The sequence below is a fragment of the Actinoplanes derwentensis genome (genome assembly GCF_900104725.1).
GTDB classification, from domain to species: Bacteria; Actinomycetota; Actinomycetes; order Mycobacteriales; family Micromonosporaceae; genus Actinoplanes; species Actinoplanes derwentensis.
Genome location: NZ_LT629758.1, coordinates 3,084,954 through 3,108,233, shown reverse-complemented (window position 1 = coordinate 3,108,233; position 23,280 = coordinate 3,084,954). Strand labels below are relative to the sequence as shown.

The window sequence follows — 23,280 nt, the reverse complement described above, 5'->3', positions numbered from 1 at the left end:
GTGTGAGCTGTTCGCGGTTTCTTTTTTGCCGAATGGTGGGCGTCAGATGATGAGTTCGTCCGAGGATTTCACCGCACGTCTGGCCGGTCTGCCGGCTGCCGGCGCGCGCCGTGTCCTCACCGATCTGGTGACCGGTCTGGCCGCCGCCGCGCTGCGCCGCCCGGCCGGGGAACCGGTCGCCGCCGACGGCACGTTCTTCGAGAACGGCTTCGACTCACTGACCGCAGTGGAACTGCACAGCCGCCTCACCGCGGCCACCGGCCTGGCACTGCCGGTGACACTCGCCTTCGACTACCCGACCCCGGCCGCGCTGGCCCGGCACCTCTACGCCGAACTGCTCGGCCTGGCACCCGAACCGGCCGAGGCCGCCACCGGTGCCGCCGACCCCGGCGAACCGATCGCGATCGTCGGCATGGCCTGCCGGTTCCCCGGCGGCGCGAACACCCCGGAAGCCCTCTGGCAGCTGGTCGAGACCGGCACCGACGCGATCGGTGAGTTCCCCGCCGACCGGGGCTGGGACATCGGCGCCCTCTACGACGCCGACCCCGACCGGCCGGGCACCACCTACACCCGGCACGGCGGATTCCTCTACGATGCCGCCGAGTTCGACGCCGACTTCTTCGGCATCAACCCGCGCGAGGCCCTGGCCATGGACGCCCAGCAGCGCCTGATCCTGGAGACCTCCTGGGAAGCCCTGGAACGGGCCGGCATCCCGCCGGAGACCCTGCGTGACCAGCGGGTCGGCGTCTTCGTCGGCGCCGAGGCCCAGGAGTACGGCCCGCGCCTGCAGGACGCCGCCGAAGGCCTGGAGGGTTACCTGGTCACCGGAAACGCCGCCAGTGTCGCCTCCGGCCGGGTCTCCTACACCCTCGGACTACAGGGCCCGGCCTTGACCATCGACACCGCCTGCTCGTCGTCGCTGGTCGCCCTGCACCTGGCCGCCCAGGCCGTCCGCCAGGGCGAATGCACGATGGCCCTGGCCGGTGGCGTCGCCGTGATGGCCAGCCCCGCCTCGTTCCTCGCGTTCTCCCGCCAGCGCGGCCTCGCCCCCGACGGCCGGTGCAAACCGTTCGCGGCCGCCGCCGACGGCACCGCCTGGGCCGAAGGCGCCGGCATGCTGCTCGTCGAACGGCTCTCCGACGCCCAGGCCGCCGGCCGCCCGGTCCTCGCCGTGATCCGCGGATCCGCCGTCAACCAGGACGGCGCCTCCAACGGCTTGACCGCCCCCAACGGCCCCGCCCAGCAGCGGGTCATCCGGCAGGCCCTCGCCAACGCCGGTCTCACCACCGCCGACGTCGACGCCGTCGAGGCACACGGCACCGGCACCACCCTCGGCGACCCGATCGAGGCGCAGGCCCTACTGGCCACCTACGGCCGGGACCGGACGGCGGAACCGCTGTGGCTCGGCTCGCTCAAGTCCAACATCGGGCACGCCCAGGCCGCGGCCGGAGTCGGCGGCGTCATCAAGATGGTGCACGCCCTGCACCGCGGACTACTGCCCCGCACCCTGCACGTGGACGAACCCAGCCCGCATGTGGACTGGAGTTCCGGCACGGTGCGCCTGCTCACCGAGTCGCAGCCCTGGCCCGCCGACGGTGACCGGCCCCGGCGCGCGGCGGTCTCCTCGTTCGGGATGAGCGGCACCAACGCTCACCTGATCATCGAGGAACCCCCGGCGGCCGCGGCGGTGGAACCCGGACCGGATCCCGCCACGATGCTGCTGCCGATCTCCGGGCGGACCCCGGAGGCCCTGGCCGCACAGGCCGCCGCACTGCTGACCCGGCTCGCCGAACCGGACGCCGTCCGGCAGGACATCGGCTGGTCCCTGGCTGCTTCCCGCACCCACTTCCCGCACCGGGCCGTCGTCCTCGGTGCCGACGGGCTCGCCGCCCTGGCCGCCGGTGAGCCGTCCACCCGGCTGGTCACCGGCGAGGCCGTCACCGGCGGGACCGCGTTCCTGTTCACCGGACAGGGCTCGCAGCGCCTCGACATGGGGCGGGAACTGTACGAACGGGAACCCGCGTTCGCCGCCGCCTTCGACGAGGTGGCCTGGTACCTGGACATCCAGCTCGACCGTCCGCTGTCCGAAGCGCTCACCGACGACGAACTGCTGGCTCGTACCGCGTACGCGCAGCCTGCGATTTTCGCCGTTGAAGTCGGTCTGCTCGCGCTCCTGAAACACTGGGGCGTCACTCCGGACGTGCTGGTCGGGCACTCCATCGGTGAGATCGCCGCAGCGTACGCGGCGGGGGTCCTCGGCCTCGCCGACGCCGCGGCCCTCGTCGGCCTCCGTGGCCGGCTCATGCAGGAGTTGCCCGCGGGCGGCACGATGGTCGCGGTGCAGGCTTCCGAGGCGGAGGTCCGGGCGGCGTACCCGGACGTGGACATCGCTGCGGTCAACGGGCCCCGCGCGGTCGTGGTGTCCGGTGCCGGCATCCCGGAGATGCCCGGCTGGAAGACGACGAGGCTGCGAACCAGTCACGCCTTCCACTCGCGGCTGATGGAACCGATGCTCGCGGAGTTCCGCCGCCTGCTGCGGTTCCTGAACTTCCGCGAACCCCGGATCCCGATCATCTCCACCGTGACCGGACGCCCGGTCGGCGTGGGGGAGTGGACCGACCCCGACTATTGGGTACGCCAGATCACTGCGACCGTGCGGTTCGCCGACGCCATCGAGGCCCTGTCCGGAGTGGCCCGCCTCGTCGAACTGGGCCCGGACGCGGTGCTCTCCGCCCTGGTACCGGGCACGGTGCCGATGATGCGCCGCGGCCACGGCGAGCACACCACCGCGACCACCGCCCTGGCCACCCTGCACACCCTCGGCGCCCCGGTGAACTGGCGGGCCTTCTACCCGCACGCCCGCCTCACCGACCTGCCGACGTACGCCTTCCAGCGCCGCCGTTTCTGGCTGGAGAGCCTCCCGGCCACCGCCGGCGACGCCGACTTCTGGGCCGCCGTGGACCGCGCCGACCCGGACGCGCTCGCCACCGAACTGGGCGTGGACCCGGCCGCCGTGGCCGGGGTCCTGCCCGCCCTGGCGTCCTGGCGCGAACGTGGCCGGGAAAGGTCCCTGATCGACGGCTGGCGGCACCGGATCACCTGGCGCCCGGCAGCCGAATCCGCCCCGGCCACCCTGTCCGGCACCTGGGCGGTGGCCGGCGACGACGTGCACGGCCTGGCCGCGCTGCTGACCGGCCTGGGCGCCACCGTCGTCGCGCCCGCCGACGCCGAGACCGGTGTCGTCGCGTCACCGTCCTCGCTGGCTCAGGCCCTGCACCTGGTCCAGGAGCTGATCACGGCCGGTCGGGACGTGCCGTTGTGGCTGGTCACCCGAGGCGCGGTCAGCACCGGCCGGGCCGACGCCGCCCCCGACGTGGACCAGGCCGCCCTCTGGGGGCTGGGCCGGGTCGTCGGCCTGGAACACCCGAACCTCTGGGGTGGCCTGCTCGACCTGCCGGAGACGATCGACGCCCGCGCCACCACCCGAATCGGCGCGGTCCTGTCCGGAGCGCTCGGCCCCGAGGACCAGATCGCGGTCCGTGGCGGCGGTGTCCTGCTGCGCCGGCTCACCCCGGCCCCGGCGAGTTCCGGCCGCCCCTGGCAGCCCCGCGGCACCGTGCTGATCACCGGCGGAACCGGTGGCCTGGGCGCGCAGGTCGCCCGGTGGGCCCTCACCGAGGGCGCCGACCGGGTGGTGCTGGTGTCCCGCCGCGGTTCCGGTGCCGACCTTCCGCCGAACGCCGAGGTCCACCGCTGTGACCTGGGTGATCGCGCTGCCGTCGAGGCGCTGTTGGCCCGGATCGGCGGCGTCGACGCGGTGGTGCACGCCGCCGGGATAGGCGAGGACGCCACCCTCGCCGAGGCTGGCGCCGAGCACCTGCACCGGGTGGTCAGCGGCAAGGTGGACGGCGCCCGGCACCTCGACGAACTGGTCGGCGACGTCGACGCGTTCGTGATGTTCTCCTCCATCTCCGGTGTGTGGGGCAGCCGGGGCCAGGCCGCCTACGGCGCCGCCAACGCCGCCCTGGACGCCCTCGCCGAACGCCGCCGCGCCGCCGGGCGTCCCGCCACCGCCCTGGCCTGGGGACCGTGGGACCGGATCGGGATGGCCGCCGACCAGGACGAGACCGGCCTGCTACGCCGCCAGGGCCTGATCGCCCTGCCCCCGGACCGGGCCGTCGCCGCGATGGCCGCCGCGGTCGGCGCCGGGGACACCGTCACCACCGTCGCCGACGTGCGCTGGGACGAGTTCGTGCCGCTGTTCGCCGCCACCCGCGAGCGCCCGCTGCTCGCCGAACTCGCCCCGGCCACCGGCGGAACCGTCTTCTCCGGATTCGGCCAGCGACTGCTCGGCCTGGCCGCCCCGGACCGCGAACGGCTCGTCGCCGACGTCGTCCGCACCCACGTCGCCGCGGTCCTCGGCCACGACTCGGCCGGCACGATCCCCGCCGGGCGCGCATTCAAGGAACTCGGCTTCGACTCCCTGACCTCGGTCGAACTGCGTAACCGGCTGCAGGCCGCGACCGGGCTCGCGCTGCCCGCCACCCTCGCCTTCGACCATCCCAGCGTGGAACAGCTCGCGTCGTTCGTCGGCCGGCAGCTCGCCGGTGCCGTGTCCGCGACCGGGACCACCCCGGCCGGGACCGCCGCGACCGGCGACGACCCGATCGTCATCGTGGGCCTGGCCTGCCGTTTCCCCGGCGGCGCGGACACCCCCGAGGCGCTGTGGGACCTGCTCGCCGGCGGCACCGACGCGATGGGCGAGTTCCCCGCCGACCGTGGCTGGAACCTGGACACTCTCTTCCACCCGGACCCCGACCACGCCGGTACCTCGTACGCCCGCGAAGGTGGCTTCCTCTACGGCGCCGCCGACTTCGACGCCGCCCTGTTCGGTATCTCGCCCCGTGAGGCCCTGGCGATGGACCCGCAGCAGCGGCTGTTGCTGGAGACCTCGTGGGAGGCGTTCGAACGCGCCGGGATCGACCCGCTGTCGCTGCGCGGTGAACAGATCGGTGTGTTCGCCGGTTCCAACGGCCAGGATTACGCCAGCGGCCGCCAGGACATCCCCACCGACCTGGAGGGCTACCTCGGCACCGGCACCGCCGGCAGCGTCGTCTCCGGCCGGGTCTCCTACACGTTCGGCCTGGAGGGCCCGGCCGTCACCGTCGACACCGCGTGCTCGTCGTCGCTGGTCGCCCTGCACCTGGCGGTGCAGGCGCTGCGGTCCGGCGAATGCACGATGGCCCTGGCCGGTGGTGTCACGGTGATGTCCACCCCGGACGCGTTCCTCGACTTCAGCCGTCAGCGCGGGCTGGCCGCCGACGGACGGTGCAAGTCGTTCGCCGCCGGCGCCGACGGCACGGCGTGGGGCGAGGGTGCCGGCATGCTGCTGGTCGAGCGGTTGTCGTCGGCACAGGCGGCAGGGCGAAAGATCCTTGCGGTGGTACGTGGGACAGCGGTCAACCAGGACGGCGCCTCCAACGGGTTGACCGCCCCGAACGGTCCCGCCCAGCAGCGTGTCATCCGCGCCGCCCTGGGAGCGGCCGGTCTCGCCCCGGCCGACGTGGACGTGGTCGAGGCCCACGGCACCGGCACCGCCCTCGGCGACCCGATCGAGGCGCAGGCGTTGCTGGCGACGTATGGACAGGATCGTGTTGACGGTCCGCTGTGGCTGGGTTCGGTCAAGTCGAACATCGGCCACACGCAGGCTGCCGCTGGTGTCGCCGGTATCGCCAAGCTGGTTCTCGCGATGCGGCACTCGCTGCTGCCCGCGACCCTGCACGTGGACTCGCCGTCCCCGCACGTGGACTGGACGGCCGGCGACATCGAACTGCTGACCGCTGCCCGGCCGTGGCCCGCCGGCGACCGGATCCGCCGGGCCGCCGTCTCGTCGTTCGGCGTCTCCGGCACCAACGCCCACGTGATCCTGGAGGAGCCGCCAGCCTCTGGTTCTTTGTCGGCCATCGACCCTCTGCCGGCCTCCGGGCTGGTTCTTTCGGTGGTGCCGGTGCCGGTGTCGGGGCACACGGCGGCGGCGCTCGACGCTCAGCTCGCGCTGCTGCCTTTGGACACCGTCGATCCGTTGGCGGTCGGTGCCGCCGCGGCTCGCCGTGCCGTCCTGCCGCACCGGGCGGTCGTCCTCGGTGACGTCACCGTCCGTGGGGTCGCCCAGCCCGGACGCCTCGCGTTCCTGTTCACCGGGCAGGGCTCACAGCGCGCCGACATGGGCCGGGGCCTCTACGAGACGTTCCCCGCGTACGCCGCCGCCTTCGACCGGGTCGCCCTGCACCTGGACGCCCACCTGGACCGGCCGCTCGCCTCCGTCATCGCCGATCCGGAACTGATCCACCGCACGGAATACGCCCAGCCCGCGGTCTTCGCCGTCGAGGTGGCGTCGTTCGCCCTGCTGCGTTCCTGGGGTGTCGTCCCGGACGTGCTGGCCGGTCATTCGATCGGTGAGATCACCGCCGCGCATGTGTCCGGGGTGCTGTCGCTGGTGGACGCGGCGGCCCTGGTGGCGACTCGCGGGAGGCTGATGCAGGCGTTGCCCGCCGGGGGCGTGATGGTGGCGGTGCAGGCGTCGGAGGCTTCGGTGCGGGCGGCGTTCCCGGATCTGGACATCGCAGCGGTCAACGGTCCCGCTGCGGTGGTGGTGTCCGGCATCGACATTGCGGATATGTCCGAATGGAAGACGGTGAGGCTGCGGACCAGCCACGCCTTCCATTCGCGGCTGATGGAACCGATGGTCGCGGAGTTCCGCCGTCTGCTGGGGTCTTTGACCTTCCACGAACCGCAGATCCCGATCGTCTCCACGGTGACCGGGCGCCCGGTGGGACCCGGCGAGTGGACCGATCCCGGTTACTGGGCGCGGCACGTCACGTCGACCGTCCGGTTCGCCGACGCGATGACCGAGTTGGACGGCGTCTCGCGGTTCGTCGAACTGGGCCCTGACGCGGTGCTGTCCGGCCTGGTGGAGGACGCGGTGCCGCTGCTACGGCGGAACCGTGACGAGGCCACCACCGCGCTGACCGCCCTGGCCACCCTGCACGTGAACGGCGTTCCGGTCGACTGGCCGTCCCTGTTCGCCGGTGTTGTGCCCGCTGAGCTGCCCACCTACGCTTTCCAGCGGCAGCGATACTGGCTGGAGAACGGTCCCGCGCCGGTGGCCGCCGCCGACCCGGCCGACGCCGCTTTCTGGGCCACCGTCGAACGCGGCGACCTGCCCGCACTCGCCGGCCACCTAGGCATCCCCGCCGAAGCCCTGGAACCGGTCCTGCCCGCCCTCACCGCTTGGCGCGAACGAGGCCGCGAACGCTCCGTCGTCGACAGCTGGCGCTACCGCATCACCTGGAAACCCGCCGACCTACCCGCCACCGCTCTGCCTGCCACCACCCTGCCTGCCACCGCTCTGCCCGGCTCTGTGCTGACCGGCACGTGGGCGGTTCTCGGTGCGGACGTCTACGGCCTGGCCGCACTGCTGACCGGGCTGGGCGCCACCGTCGTCGAAGTCGGCGACGCCGAGACCGGTGTCGTCTCCTCGCCGCGGACCCCGGCCGACGCTCTTGCCGCGGTTCAGGCCGTTGCCACCGGACGCGCGCCACTGTGGCTGATCACCCGGGCCGCGGTCACCACCGGCCGTGCCGACGGTGAGGTCGACGTCAACCAGGCCGCCGTGTGGGGTCTCGGCCGTGCCGCCGGCCTGGAACACCCCGAACTCTGGGGTGGCCTGCTCGACCTGCCCGCCAGCCTCGACGCCCGCGCCACCGCCCGCCTCGGTGCGATCCTCGCCGGAGGCCTGGGCGCCGAGGACCAGATCGCCCTGCGCACGGCCGGTGCGCTCGTCCGCCGCCTCCAGCGAGCCCCCGCTTCGCCCGTCCCTGCCTCGCCCGTTCCCGCTTCGCCCGCCTCGGCTTCGCCCGTCCCTGCCTCGCCCGCCTCTGCCGCGACCGTCTCTGCCTCGACAACCCTCGCTTCCCACGCTTCCGCGTGGCGGCCCCGCGGTACCTTGCTGATCACCGGTGGCACTGGTGGTCTCGGCGCCCAGGTCGCCCGGTGGGCCGCGGCCGAGGGCGCCGAACGGCTCGTGCTGGTGTCCCGGCGAGGCCCGGACGCACCCGGCGCCGCCGCACTGCTGGCCGAACTGCCCGGCGCCGAGATCCACGCCTGCGACCTGGCCGACCGGTCTGCCGTCGAGGCGCTGCTGACCGCCGTCGGACCGGTCGACGCGCTCGTACACGCCGCCGGTATCGCCGCCGATGTGCCGATCCTCGACGCCGACGCGGCACACCTGGACGAGGTGTTGACCGGCAAGGTTGACGGTGCGATCCATCTTGACGAGTTGATCGGTGATGTTGACGCGTTCATCGTGTTCTCCTCCATCTCCGGCATCTGGGGGAGTTCCCATCAGGCCGCCTACGGTGCCGCCAACGCCGCCCTGGACGGCCTGATCGCCCGTCGCCGCGCCCAGGGCCGGCCCGGCACCGCCGTCTCGTGGGGACCGTGGGCCGAGGTAGGTATGGCCGCCGACGCCGAGGTAGCCCAGCAACTACGACGCCGTGGCCTGCAACCGATGGACCCGCGCCGCGCAATGGCCGCCCTCGCCGCCGCCGTCGGAGCCTCCGGCCCCGCCTTCAGTCGCGGCCCCGCCTCCGCCTCTGCCTCCGGCCCCGCCTCCGGTTCCGGTTCCGGCTCAACCTTCAGTTCCGGAGCCTCCGGCTACGCCCCGGAATCGGCGGTGATCATCGCTGACGTGCGGTGGGCCGGGTTCCTGCCGTCGTTCACCGCGAGCCGGGCCCGTCCGCTCTTCGCCGACCTGCCTGAGGCCGACCTGTCCGAGGCCGGGACGCCAACCGCCACCGGGACTGTCTTCTCCACGTTCGCCCAGCACCTCGCCGAACTGCCCGCCGCCGACCGGGAACGGTTCGTCATCGACCTGGTCCGGACCCACGTCGCCGCCGTACTCGGCCACTCCACCACTGAGCGGATCACCGGCGGGCGGGCCTTCAAGGACCTGGGTTTCGACTCGCTCACCGCTGTCGAACTGCGTACCCGGCTCCGGGCCGCGACCGGCCTCGCCCTGCCCGCCACTGTCGCGTTCGACCACCCCAGCGCCGAGCGCCTCGGCGCCCATCTACTCGCCGAACTCACCGGCACGGTCACCGCCGTCACCGCCCCGGTCTCCGCTGGCTCCGGCTCCGGCTCCGGCACGGGCATCGCCGCCGACCCGATCGTCATCGTGGGCATGGCCTGCCGTTTCCCCGGTGGCGCGGACACCCCCGAGGCACTGTGGGACCTGGTCGCCGCCGGTTCCGACGCCATCGGCGGATTCCCCACCGACCGCGGCTGGGACCTCGACGCCCTCTACCACCCCGACCCCGACCGGCCCGGAACCTCCTACACCCGGGAGGGCGGCTTCCTCTACGACGCCGCCGAGTTCGACGCCGGACTGTTCGGGATCTCGCCGCGTGAGGCGCTCGCCATGGACCCGCAGCAGCGCCTGCTGCTGGAGACGTCGTGGGAGGCGTTCGAACGCGCCGGCATCAACCCGCTCGGACTTCGCGGTGAACAGATCGGCGTCTTCGCCGGCACCAACAGCCTCGACTACGCCGGCCGTGCCGACCGGCTCCCCGACGGCCTGGAAGGACACCTGCTCACCGGCACCGCCGCCAGCGTGGTCTCCGGGCGGCTGTCCTACACGTACGGTCTCGAAGGCCCCGCCGTCACCATCGACACCGCCTGCTCGTCGTCGCTGGTAGCGCTGCACCTCGCCGTCCAGGCGCTGCGGTCCGGCGAGTGCACGATGGCGCTCGCCGGTGGTGTCGCGGTGATGTCCGGCCCGGAGACGTTCGTGCAGTTCTCCCGCCAGCGTGGGCTCGCCGAGGACGGCCGTTGCAAGCCGTTCGCCGCCGCTGCGGACGGCACGGGTTGGTCCGAGGGCGCTGGGATGTTGCTGGTGGAGCGTTTGTCGTCGGCAAGGGCGGCAGGGCGAAAGATCCTTGCTGTGGTACGTGGTACAGCGGTCAATCAGGACGGTGCTTCCAACGGGTTGACGGCTCCGAACGGTCCTGCCCAGCAGCGGGTGATCCGGGCCGCGCTGGCGAACGCCGGTCTGTCCACAGCTGACGTGGACGCCGTCGAAGCTCACGGCACCGGCACCACGCTCGGTGATCCGATCGAGGCACAGGCGCTGTTGGCCACGTACGGCCGCGATCGTGATCGGCCTTTGAAGTTGGGCTCGATCAAGTCGAACATCGGCCACACCCAGGCCGCAGCCGGAGCCGCCGGCATCATCAAGATGGTTCTCGCGATGCGGTACTCGCTGCTGCCCGCGACCCTGCACGTGGACGCGCCGTCGCCGCACGTCGACTGGACCGCCGGAAGTATCGAGCTGCTCACCGGCGCCACGCCGTGGGAGGCGGGGGAGCGGCCCCGTCGGGCGGCGGTGTCGTCGTTCGGCATGAGCGGCACGAATGCGCACGTGATCCTGGAGGAGCCGCCGACGCTTGACGAGGCCATGACTCTGGTTCTGGACCTGCCGGTGGTGCCGGTTCTGGTGTCGGGGCAGACGGCTGCGGCGTTGGAGGCGCAGGTGTCGCGTCTTCCTCGCGACATGGATCTGTTGGCGGTGGGTGCGGCGTCGGTGCGGCGTGCTGCGCTGTCGCATCGTGCGGTGATCCTGGGATCGGCGACGGTTCGTGGTGTGGTGTCGAGTGGGCGTCTGGGGTTCTTGTTCACGGGTCAGGGTTCGCAGCGTCCTGGTATGGGGCGTGGGCTTTACGAGGTGTTCCCGGTCTACGCCGACGTCTACGACGAAGTTGCGCTTCATCTTGATATTGATGAGTCGGCTCTTGATGAGACGGTCAATGCGCAGCCTGCGTTGTTTGCTCTGGAGGTGGCTCTGGCGGCGTTGTTGCGGTCGTGGGGTGTGGTTCCGGATGTCGTGGTGGGTCATTCGATCGGTGAGATTGCTGCTGCTCACGTCGCTGGTGTGTTGTCTCTGGAGGACGCGGCTGTTCTGGTTTCTGCTCGTGCGCGTTTGATGCAGGCGTTGCCCGCTGGTGGGTTGATGGTGGCGGTGCAGGCGTCTGAGGCTGAGGTGCGGGCGGCGTTTCCGGATGTGGATATCGCGGCGGTGAATGGTCCGCGGTCGGTGGTGGTGTCTGGTTCGGATATTCCGGATATGCCGGGTTGGAAGACGACGCGTTTGCGGACGAGTCATGCGTTCCATTCGCGGTTGATGGATCCGATGTTGGATGAGTTCCGTGCAGTGGTGCGGGGGTTGACGTTCCGTTCGCCGCGGGTGGCTGTGGTGTCAACTGTTGATCGTGTTGGTGACTGGACGGATCCGGAGTATTGGGTTCGTCAGGTGCGGGAGCCGGTGCGGTTCGCTGACGCGATCGCTGCTCTTGATGACGTGACGACGTTTGTTGAGTTGGGCCCTGATGGCGTACTCACGTCGCTGGTTGAGAATGCTGTTCCGCTGTTGCGGCGTGACCGTGATGAGGTCACGACCGCGTTGACGGCCCTGGCCACGGTGCATGTGCGCGGTGCCGAGGTTGACTGGAAGCCGCTGTTCGCCGGGGTCAAGCCCGCTGACCTGCCCACCTATGCTTTCCAACGGGAGCGTTACTGGCCCGACGAGATGCCCGCCGCCCCGGTGACCCTGGACCGGGACGACTCCGGATTCTGGAACGCGGTGGAACGCGGCGACGTGTCGTCGCTCGCCGACCGGCTGCGGGTGTCGTCGTCCGACCTGGAAAACCTCGTTCCGGCCCTGGCGGCCTGGCGCGTCCGGGAGAACGAACGCTCCCTGACCAGCGGCTGGCGCTACCGCGTGACCTGGGAACCGGCTACCCCGGCCCCGTCCGCGACTCTGTCCGGCACCTGGGCGGTGGCCGGCGACGACGTACACGGCCTCGGCCCCGTCCTCGAATCCCTCGGCGCCACGGTCGTGCCGCTCGACGCCGCCCCTGGAGCGCTTGCTTCCGGGGCGTCTGCTCCTCTCACGGTGTCCGGCTCTCTCGCGGTGTCCGGCTCTCCTGCAGCGCCCGGATCTCTCGCGGCGTCCGCTTCCCTCGCGGGTGTCATCGCCTCGCCGGCCTCCCTCGCTGACGCGCTTGCGCTGGTCAAGGGCCTGGCCGCGGCCGGGGGTGACGTTCCGTTGTGGCTCGTCACCGCCGGAGCCGTCGTCGTGGGCCGGTCCGACGGTGAGATCGACGTGGACGCGGCCGCTCTGTGGGGCTTCGGCCGAGCGGTCGCGCTGGAACACCCCGGCCTGTGGGGTGGCCTGCTCGACCTGCCCGCCACGATCGACTCGCGGGCCGCGAAACGGATCGCCGCCGTACTCGGAGGGGCTCTCGGGGCCGAGGATCAGATCGCGGTCCGTCCCGGTGGTGTCCTGGTCCGGCGGCTGACCCCGGCTCCCCTCACCACTGCCGGTGTGCCGTCGTGGACTCCGCGAGGAACCGTGCTCGTCGCCGGTGGCACCGGAGGCCTCGGAGCGCAGGCCGCACGATGGGTGACGGCCCGGGGCGCCGAGCGCCTGGTGCTGGTGTCCCGGCGGGGCATGGACGCGCCCGGCGCCGCCGCGCTGCTGGCCGAACTGCCCGGTGCCGAGATCCACGCCTGCGATCTCGCCGACCGGACCGCCGTAGCGGAACTGCTCGCCGAGATCGGCCCGCTCGACGCGGTGATCCACGCCGCCGGTGTCGGTGAGGACGTCGCGCTGCTCGACGCCGACGACGCGCACCTGCACCGGGTCGTCGACGGTAAGGTCCGGACCGCCCTGAACCTGGACGAAATGGCCGGTGACCTGGACGCGTACATCGTCTTCTCGTCGATCTCCGGTGTCTGGGGCAGTGCCCAGCAGGCCGCCTACGGTGCCGCCAACGCCGCCCTGGACGCCGTCGTCGCCCGCCGTCGCGCCGGCGGCCGGCCCGGAACCGCCGTCGCGTGGGGTCCCTGGGCCGAAGTCGGCATGGCCGCCGACACCGACGTGGCCCACCAACTGCGCCGCCGTGGACTCGACCCGATGGAACCGGCCCGCGCCCTGACCTCGCTCGCCACGGCTGTCGGCGCCGGCGATGACCAGATCACGATCGCCGACGTCCGCTGGAACGACTTCCTGCCCCTGGTCAACGCGGTTCGGGATCGTCCCCTCTTCACCCGGCTCGCGTCGGCACCAGCGCCGGTGCCGGGCGCGTCGTCGTCGGGCTCGCCCCGAATGTCGGCGATCTCTGGTCTCTCCCCGGCTGAGCGGCACCGTGCGGTGCTGGAGATCGTCCGGGCTGCCGTCGCCGGTGTGCTGGGCCACGCTTCGGCCGAGGCGATCGAACCGGACCGGGCGTTCCAGGAACTCGGCTTCGACTCGCTCACCGCCGTCGAACTGCGCAACCGGATCGCCGCCGAAACCGGGCTCACCCTGCCCACGACACTGGTGTTCGACTATCCGGACGCCGTACGGCTGACCGCTTTTGTCCTGGCCCGTCTCGTCCCGGAGACCGTGGTCTCGGACCGCACCGTCGCCCGTGCGACCGCCCGCACCGACGACGATCCGGTTGTCATCGTGGGTATGGGCCTGCGGCTGCCCGGTGGGGTGGAGTCGCCGGAGCAGTTCTGGGATCTGATGGCTTCCGGTGGTGAGGGGATCGGGGAGTTTCCGGCGGATCGTGGCTGGGACCTGGGCCGGCTGTACCACCCGGATCCCGATCACCCGGGGACGTTCTATGCGCGTGGTGGTGGTTTCCTCTACGGTGCCGGTGATTTCGACGCCGGGCTGTTCGGGATCTCGCCGCGTGAGGCCCTGGCGATGGACCCGCAGCAGCGTCTGCTTCTGGAGACCTCGTGGGAGGCCCTCGAATCGGCCGGGGTGAACCCGCTCGGGTTGCGGGGCGAGCCGGTCGGCGTGTTCGTCGGCGCGACCTACATGGGGTACGGCAGCGGTCCCGTCGAGTCGGCCGAAGGCATCGAGGGTCATTTACTGACGGGTACGGCGTCGTCGGTGATGTCCGGCCGGATCTCGTACACGTTCGGTCTGGAGGGTCCGGCGGTCACCGTGGATACGGCGTGTTCATCTTCCCTGGTGGCGCTGCATCTGGCCGGGCAGGCGCTGCGGTCGGGTGAGTGTTCGATGGCGCTGGTCGGTGGTGTGACGGTGATGCCGGAGGCCGACGTGTTCGTCGAGTTCTCCCGCCAGCGTGGTCTGTCCGCCGACGGCCGCTGCCGCTCGTTCGGTGCGGGCGCGGACGGCACGGGTTGGTCCGAGGGCGCCGGCATGCTCCTGGTCGAACGCCTCTCCACCGCCCGCGCCGCCGGGCACGAGGTGCTCGCGATAGTCCGAGGCAGCGCCGTCAACCAGGACGGCGCCTCCAACGGCCTGACCGCCCCGAACGGACCCGCCCAGCAGCGTGTCATCCGCGCCGCCCTGGCTGGCGCCGGCCTGTCCACGGCTGACGTGGACGCGGTCGAGGCACACGGCACCGGGACCACGCTCGGCGACCCGATCGAGGCGCAGGCGCTGCTAGCTACATATGGACAGGATCGTGTTGACGGTCCGTTGTGGTTGGGTTCAGTCAAGTCGAACATCGGCCACACGCAGGCCGCCGCCGGTGTTGCGGGTATCGCCAAGATGATTCTCGCGATGCGGCACTCGCTGCTGCCCGCAACGTTGCACGCCGACACCCGCTCCACACGCATCGACTGGACAGCCGGCGAGGTCGAACTGCTGACCTCCCCCCGCCCTTGGCCCACCGGCCCGCGCCCCCGCCGAGCCGCCGTATCGGCATTCGGCGTCTCAGGCACCAACGCCCACGTAATCCTGGAGGAGCCCCCGTCCGCCGAGCCCTCGTTCGGCCAGACCCTCTCCGTCGAGTCCTCGCCCGCCGAGCCCTTGCCCGCCGAGTCCTCGTTCGGCCAGCCCTTGCCCGTTGATTCTTTGGGCGGCGAGCCCGGGCCCGTCGAGGTCTCGCCCGTCGAACCTTTGGCTGGGGTGCTCCCGTCTGTCGAGTCCGCGTCTGTCGAAATCCCGGTCGGCGCCTTGGACGTCGCATCAGCATTCGGCCTGCCGGTGGTGCCGGTATTGGTGTCGGGCCAGACGCAAGAGGCGTTGGCAGTGCAGGAGTCTCAACTGGTCCTTCACGCCGGTCTCCACGGAATCAACATTGACGGCGGGATCAACATTGACGGCGGGATCAACATTGACGGCGGTATCAACGTTGACGGAAGCGCGGTCGATGTTGATGGTTCTGGTGTCGAATTCGACCGTCGTAAGGTCAATGTTGACCTTCGGGCGATCGGTGCGGGCTCGGTGCGGCGGGCTGTTCTACCGCATCGTGCGGTGATTCTCGGCGGGGTCACGGTTCGTGGGATGGCGGTGGGTGGCCGTCTGGGGTTCCTGTTCACCGGTCAGGGCGCGCAGCGTCCCGGGATGGGGCGTGGACTTTACGAGACGTTCCCGGTCTATGCGGATGCCTACGACGAAGTCGCTCTTCACCTCAATATTGACGAGTCGGCTCTTGATGAGACGGTCAATGCGCAGCCTGCGTTGTTTGCTCTGGAGGTTGCTCTCGCGGCGTTGTTGCGTTCGTGGGGTGTGGTTCCGGACGTGCTGGTCGGACATTCGATCGGTGAGATCGCTGCTGCTCATGTGGCTGGGGTGCTGTCGTTGGAGGATGCGGCGACGCTGGTCACTGCTCGTGCCGGGTTGATGCAGGCGTTGCCGGCCGGTGGTGTGATGGTCGCTGTTCAGGCGTCCGAGGCTGAGGTGCGGGCGGTATTCCCGGATGTGGACATCGCGGCGGTGAACGGGCCGTCGTCGGTGGTGGTGTCCGGTGTCGAGTCGGATGTGGCGCCGGTTGAGTCGCAGGGGTGGAAGACCCGCCGTCTGCGGACGAGTCACGCTTTCCATTCGCGTCTGATGGATCCGATGCTGAACGACTTCCGTACCGTGGTCCGGGGGCTGACGTTCCACCAGCCACGGGTGACCGTGATGTCCACCGTTGAAATCGGCGGTGATTGGACGGACCCGGAGTACTGGGTTCGGCAAGTACGCGAGCCGGTGCGCTTTGCCGAAGCGATCGCCGCACTCGATGATGTGTCGACATTCGTGGAACTCGGCCCGGACGGCGTGCTGTCGGCGCTGGTGGAGACCATCGGGGTGGCCGACACGTCTACGGCCGCCGGGATTCCGGTGGTCAACGCGGTTTCGCTGCTGCGGCGGGACCGCGACGAGGCCTTGACGGCTCTGACCGCGCTGGCCACGTTGCATGTGCGTGGTGTGCGGGTGGACTGGGCGCCACTGTTCGCCGGGGTGCGTCCGGCAGTACTGCCTACCTACGCGTTCCAGCGTGAGCGGTACTGGCTGCGGGCCCGGGCCGAAGCCGCCGCCACGGCCGCCGATGCCGGTTTCTGGGAGCCGGTCGACCGCGGTGACCCCGAAGGGCTCGCCGACCGTCTCGGTGTCAGCGTCACCGACCTGGCTCCTCTGCTGCCCGCGCTGGCCGCCTGGCGCGCCCGGAGCCGGGAACGTTCGCTGGCGGCCGGCTGGCGGTACCGCGTCACCTGGCAACCCGCCCCCGCTCCCACCCCGGCCACCCCGCACGGGCGAAACAGCGGCGGGGCCGGTCCGCGCGGCACGTGGGCGATTCTCGGCGCCGACCCGTACGGCATCGCCGGCACGATCGCTGAACTCGGTGCCGACCCGGTGCCGGTTCCAGTCACGGACCGTGACTCCATGACCGTCAACCTGCGGGAACTGGCCCCGGCCGGTCTCCTTGTGCTGCCCGCCGTGAGCCTCCCGGAGCTGCTCACCGCTGTTCAGGCAGCGGTCGGTGCGGGCGTGCCGATGTGGATCCTCACCCGCGGCGCGGTCGCCGTCGGCCGCTCCGACGGCGCGCCCGACCCGTCCGAGGCCGCGAAATGGGGTCTGGGCCGTGTCGTAGGCCTCGAACACCCGGACCTGTGGGGCGGCCTGATCGACCTGCCCCGCGCTCAGGAACCCGGCGCGGATCTTCCCCGCGCTCAAAAGCCTGGCGCGGACCTGCCCGCTACTCGGGAAGCCCGATCGGCCGATGATCTCGCCCAGCCTCGGGTACTCGAATCGCTGGCGGCCGATGGTTCGCGACAGCCTCGGGCTCTCGACGCGCGGGCCGCCGGGCGGCTCGGGATGATTCTGGCCGGGGGACTAGGGACCGAGGACCAGGTCGCCATCCGCGGCAACGGCATCCTGCTGCGGCGTCTCACTGAAGACGCTACCGGCGCCAGCGGTCCCGGCCGTGGTGGCGTCTGGCGGCCACGGGGCACCGTGCTCGTCGCCGGTGGAACCGGTGGGCTCGGGGCCCGGGTCGCCCGGTGGGCCGCCGAGCAGGGCGCACAGCGGATCATCCTGGTCAGCCGTCGAGGCCCGGCCGCCCCCGGCGCCGGTGAGCTGCTCGCCGGCTGCCCGGCCGCGGAGGCGTACGCCTGCGATCTCGCCGACCGCTCCCAGGTGGCCGATCTGCTCGCCACGGTCGGGCCGGTCGACACGATCGTGCACACCGCCGGTGTTGCGGAGGACGCCGAACTGGCCGATGCCGACGCAGCGCACCTGCACCGGGTCATGTCCGGCAAGGTCGACGGCGCCCGGCATCTCGACGAACTCGCCGGTGACGTGGGCGCGTTCGTGGTGTTCTCGTCCATCGCCGGGGTGTGGGGCAGTGCGGGCCAGGCCGCCTACGCCGCCGCCAACGCCGCCCTGGACTCGGTGGTCGCCGCCCGGCGTGCCCTTGGCCGCTCCGGCACGGCGATCGCCTGGGGGCCGTGGGCCGAGTCCGGCATGGCCGCCGATCCCGAGGTCGCCGCCCTGCTGCGCCGCCGCGGCCTCAACCCACTGGAACCGGCCGCCGCACTGACCGCGCTCGCCGCCGCCGTCGGCGCGGACGACGACCACGTCACGGTGGCCGACGTCCGGTGGGACACGTTCCTGCCCGCTTTCACCGCTACCCGGGCCCGGCCGCTGTTCGACGGAACAGAGGCCGCCCGCACCACCGCCACCGTGCCCGGCGGCCCGGAACTGTCCGCTTTCGCCCAGCGGCTGACGGGACTGGCACCGGCGGAACGTGCCCGGGTCGTGGCCGACGTGGTTCGTACCCACGTCGCCGCGGTCCTCGGCCACGACTCCACCGCGACCATCGAGCCGGGCCGCGCCTTCAAGGATCTCGGTTTCGACTCGCTGACCGCCGTCGAACTGCGCAACCGCCTGCGTGCCGCCACCGGTCTAGCCCTCCCCGCCACTCTTGCCTTCGACCACCCGAGCGCGACCCGGCTCGCCGGCTTCCTGCTCGGCCAGCTCACCGGCGCGGACCAGGCCGTGCACACCCGACCCGCCGTCGTCGCGGCAGTCGACGATCCGGTCGTCATCGTGGGTATGGGCCTGCGGCTGCCCGGTGGGGTGGAGTCGCCGGAGCAGTTCTGGGATCTGATGGCTTCCGGTGGTGAGGGGATCGGGGAGTTTCCGGCGGATCGTGGCTGGGACCTGGACCGCCTGTACCACCCGGATCCCGATCACCCGGGGACGTTCTATGCGCGTGGTGGTGGTTTCCTCTACGGTGCCGGTGATTTCGACGCCGGGCTGTTCGGGATCTCGCCGCGTGAGGCCCTGGCGATGGACCCGCAGCAGCGACTGCTCCTGGAAACGTCCTGGGAAGCCCTCGAACGCGGCGGCGTCAACCCGCTCGGGCTCACCGGCCAGCCGATCGGTGTCTTCGTGGGCGCGACCGCGATGGGCTACGGCAGCGGCCCGGTCGAGTCCGTCGAAGGCATCGAGGGCCATCTACTGACGGGAACGGCGTCGTCGGTGATGTCCGGCCGGATCTCGTACACGTTCGGTCTGGAGGGTCCGGCGGTCACCGTGGATACGGCGTGTTCATCTTCCCTGGTGGCGCTGCATCTGGCCGGGCAGGCGCTGCGGTCGGGTGAGTGTTCGATGGCGCTGGTCGGTGGTGTGACGGTGATGCCGGAGGCCGACGTGTTCGTCGAGTTCTCCCGCCAGCGTGGTCTGTCCGCCGACGGCCGCTGCCGCTCGTTCGGTGCGGGCGCGGACGGCACGGGTTGGTCCGAGGGCGCCGGGATGTTGCTGGTGGAGCGTTTGTCGTCGGCAAGGGCGGCAGGGCGAAAGATCCTTGCTGTGGTACGTGGGACAGCGGTCAACCAGGACGGTGCTTCCAACGGGTTGACGGCTCCGAACGGTCCTGCCCAGCAGCGGGTGATCCGGGCCGCGCTGGCGAACGCCGGTCTGTCTGCGGCTGATGTCGATGTGGTCGAGGCGCATGGCACGGGCACCACGTTGGGTGATCCGATTGAGGCGCAGGCGTTGTTGGCGACGTATGGACAGGATCGTGTTGACGATCCGTTGTGGTTGGGTTCAGTCAAGTCGAACATTGGCCACACTCAAGCAGCAGCGGGTGTCGCCGGTATCGCCAAGATGATCCTCGCGATGCGGCACGAGAGCCTGCCCGCCACCCTGCACGCGCAGGAGCCCACCCCACAGGTGGACTGGGCTTCCGGCGGTGTCGAACTCGTACACGAGGCCCGTCCGTGGACCGCCGGCGACCGGACTCGTCGCGCGGGCGTGTCGGCGTTCGGCGTGTCCGGCACCAACGCCCACGTGATCCTGGAGGAGCCCCCGGCACTTGACGAGGCCGTGTCTCCGTTTTCGGACCTGCCGGTGGTGCCGGTTCTGGTGTCGGGGCAGACGGCTGCGGCGTTGGAGGCGCAGGTGTCGCGTCTTCCTCGCGACATGGATCTGCTTGCGGTGGGTGCGGCGTCGGTGCGGCGTGCTGTTCTGTCGCATCGTGCGGTGGTTCTGGGTTCGGCGACGGTTCGTGGTGTGGCGTCGAGTGGGCGTCTGGGGTTTTTGTTCACGGGTCAGGGTTCGCAGCGTCCTGGTATGGGGCGTGGGCTTTACGAGGTGTTCCCGGTCTACGCCGACGTCTACGACGAAGTTGCGCTTCATCTTGATATTGATGAGTCGGCTCTTGATGAGACGGTCAATGCGCAGCCTGCGTTGTTTGCTCTGGAGGTGGCTCTGGCGGCGTTGTTGCGGTCGTGGGGTGTGGTTCCGGATGTTGTGGTGGGTCATTCGATCGGTGAGATTGCTGCTGCTCACGTTGCGGGTGTGTTGTCTTTGGAGGACGCCGCGAGGTTGGTCACGGCTCGTGCCGGGTTGATGCAGGCGTTGCCTGCCGGCGGGGTGATGGTGGCGGTGCAGGCGTCTGAGGCTGAGGTGCGGGCGGCGTTCCCGGATGTGGATATCGCTGCGGTGAATGGCCCGCGGTCGGTGGTGGTGTCTGGTTCGGATATTCCGGATATGCCGGGTTGGAAGGCGACGCGTTTGCGGACGAGTCATGCGTTCCATTCGCGGTTGATGGATCCGATGTTGGATGAGTTCCGTGCAGTTGTGTATGGGTTGACGTTCCGTTCGCCGAGGGTGGCTGTGGTGTCAACTGTTGATCGTGTTGGTGACTGGACGGATCCGGAGTATTGGGTTCGTCAGGTGCGCGAGCCGGTGCGGTTCGCTGACGCGATCGCGGCCCTTGATGACGTGGCGAGCTTCGTTGAACTGGGCCCGGACGGCGTACTCACGTCGCTGGTTGAAAATGCTGTTCCATTGCTGCGGCGGGACCGTGATGAGGTCACGACGGCTCTGACCGCGTTGGCTACGTTGCATGTGCGTGGTGTCGAGGTTGATTGGGCGCCGCTGTTTGCCGGGGTTCAGCCTGCTGACCTGCCCACCTATGCCTTCCAGCGGGAGCGGTACTGGCTCCGTTCCGCCAGCACTCACGCCGAGACCGGCTTCTGGACCGCGGTGGAGCGCGGCGACCTGCCCGGTCTGGCCGCCGAACTGGGCGTGGACAGCGAAGCCGTGGCCACGGTGCTGCCCGCCCTGTCGACGTGGCGGGCCAGGGGCCGGCAGCGTTCCCGGATCGCCGGGTGGAGGCACCGCGAGATCTGGAAGCCGATCCCCGATCCCGGCCACTCCCGCCTGACCGGCACCTGGCTGGTGATCGGCCCCGAAGTCCTGGCCGAGACCCTGACCCGGTACGGCGCGACAGTGGTAACCCTGCCCGAGCCTCTGGCCATCCAGGCCGCTGACCAGTTCCACCAGGCCGACCAGGCCGATGGAGTCGGCAGGGAAGACGGGGTCGGCCGGGCTGACCGGGTTGCCGGGGCGGGCCGGGCTGAACTCGCCGGCCGCCTGAACGCTCTCGAGGAGCCCATCGCCGGTGTCGTCGCTGAAACCGGAGAGGTCCGGGCGGCGCTCGCGATCGTCCAGGCTCTCGGGGACGCGGGCAGTACAGCCCCGTTGTGGCTGGTCACCCGCGGCGCGATCGGCACCGGTACCGCCGACCCGGCCGTAGCACCGCAGGCGGCCGCGGTCTGGGGCTTCGGCCGTGTCGCCGCACTCGAACACCCGGACCGCTGGGGTGGTCTCGTCGACCTGCCCGAGCGATTCGACGACCGAGCCGCCGCCCGCCTGGTCGCCGTCCTCGCCGGACATCCCGGCAACGAGACGACAGCCGAGACCCAGGCCCGGCCCAGAACCGAGTCCGAGTCCGCGATCCGTGGTGGCGGTCTGCTGGTTCGGCGCCTGGTACCGGCTCCCGAGACCATCGGCGCGACCTGGCAGCCGCACGGCACCGTTCTGATCACCGGCGGTACCGGTGGAGTCGGTCGCCGGGTCGCCCGCTGGGCCGCTGAACAGGGCGCTCGCCGTGTCGTCCTGATCGGCCGCGGCGAGTCCGGGGAGTCCGGCGAGGTCACCGAATTGCTCGCCGATCTGCCCGTAGCCGAGTTCCGTGCCTGTGACCTCACCGACCGGGACGCGGTGGCGGCACTCGTGCGGGCCTTCGACGACGAGGACGACCTGGCGATCGTGCACGCCGCCGGAACCCTCGCCGACGGGGTCATCGACGGGCTCGACGACGAGCGCCTCTACGCGGTGCTCAAGCCCAAGGCCGACGCCGCGTGGTGGCTGCACATGTTCACCGCACACCGGCCGCTGAGCGCGTTCGTGCTGTTCTCGTCGACCGCGGGCGTGCTCGGCAACCCTGGTCAGGCCAACTACGCGGCCGCCAACGCCGCCCTCGACGGGCTCGCCCGGCACCGGGCCGCCCACGGCCTGCCGGCCACCTCGATCGCCTGGGGGCCGTGGGCCGACGCCGGAATGATGGCGGGACACACCGGCCGGAGCGAGTTCCGCCGGGCCGGACTGGAACCGCTCGACACCGCTCCGGCCCTGGCCGCGATGGCTGCCGCAGTCGGCGGGCACGAGCCGGCCGTGGTCGTCGCCGACGTACGGTGGGATCGGCTCGCCACCGCGCTGGGCGCCGTCCGGCCCGCCACGGTGCTGGCCGACCTGCCGGGCGTCCAGGCGGCCGCCCGGGAGATCACCGTGACCGGGCGGCTGCCTCTCGGCGTACGGCTGGCTGGTCTGCCGAAACCGGAAGCGCGCCGCGCGCTGCTGACCGAAGTGCGGGACCACGCCGCGGCCGTCCTCGGCCACGGATCGGCCACGGCCGTCGCGGCGGACCGATCGTTCCAGGACCTCGGTTTCGACTCGCTGACCGCGATGGAACTGCGCAACCGGCTGGCCGCCGTCACCGGGCTCACCCTGCCCGCGGCGCTGATCTTCGACTACCCGGACGCCGAACGCCTCACCGGTCTCCTCCTGGATCGGCTCGCGCTCGTCCAGCCCGCGGCGCACCCGGCCGCACCGCACCCGGCCGGTCCGGACACCGGCGACGACCCGATCGTCATCGTGGGCCTGGCCTGCCGTTTCCCCGGTGGCGCGGACACCCCCGAGGCACTGTGGGACCTGCTCGCCACCGGCACCGACGCGATGGGTGACTTCCCCGCTGACCGTGGCTGGAACCTGGACACCCTCTACCACCCGGACCCCGAACACCCCGGCAGCACGTACGCGAGGGCAGGCGGTTTCGTCTCCGGCGCCACCGACTTCGACGCCGCCCTGTTCGGGATCTCGCCCCGTGAGGCGCTCGCCATGGATCCGCAGCAGCGGCTGCTGCTGGAGACGAGCTGGGAGGCGTTCGAACGCGCCGGCCTCGACCCGCTATCGCTGCGCGGCGAACAGATCGGCGTGTTCGCCGGGACCAACGGCCAGGACTACGTGGCGCTGCTCGACGAAGCCCACACCGACGTCGCCGGATCGGCCGGCCACATCGGCACCGGAAACGCCGCGAGCGTGCTCTCCGGCCGGGTCTCCTACACGTTCGGCCTCGAAGGCCC

General features: G+C 71.3%; 1 protein-coding gene (cut by a window edge). It reads left to right on the top strand.

The genetic code is table 11. The annotated features are described in order from the left end of the window. Positions 1 to 46 precede the first annotated feature (46 nt). Positions 47 to 23,280: the 5' portion of a type I polyketide synthase gene (locus BLU81_RS50620; RefSeq protein WP_231954492.1), read on the top strand. Its footprint extends 18,841 nt past the window's final position; the window shows 23,234 of its 42,075 coding nt (coding positions 1-23,234); it begins with the start codon at positions 47 to 49; the stop codon falls past the right edge of the window.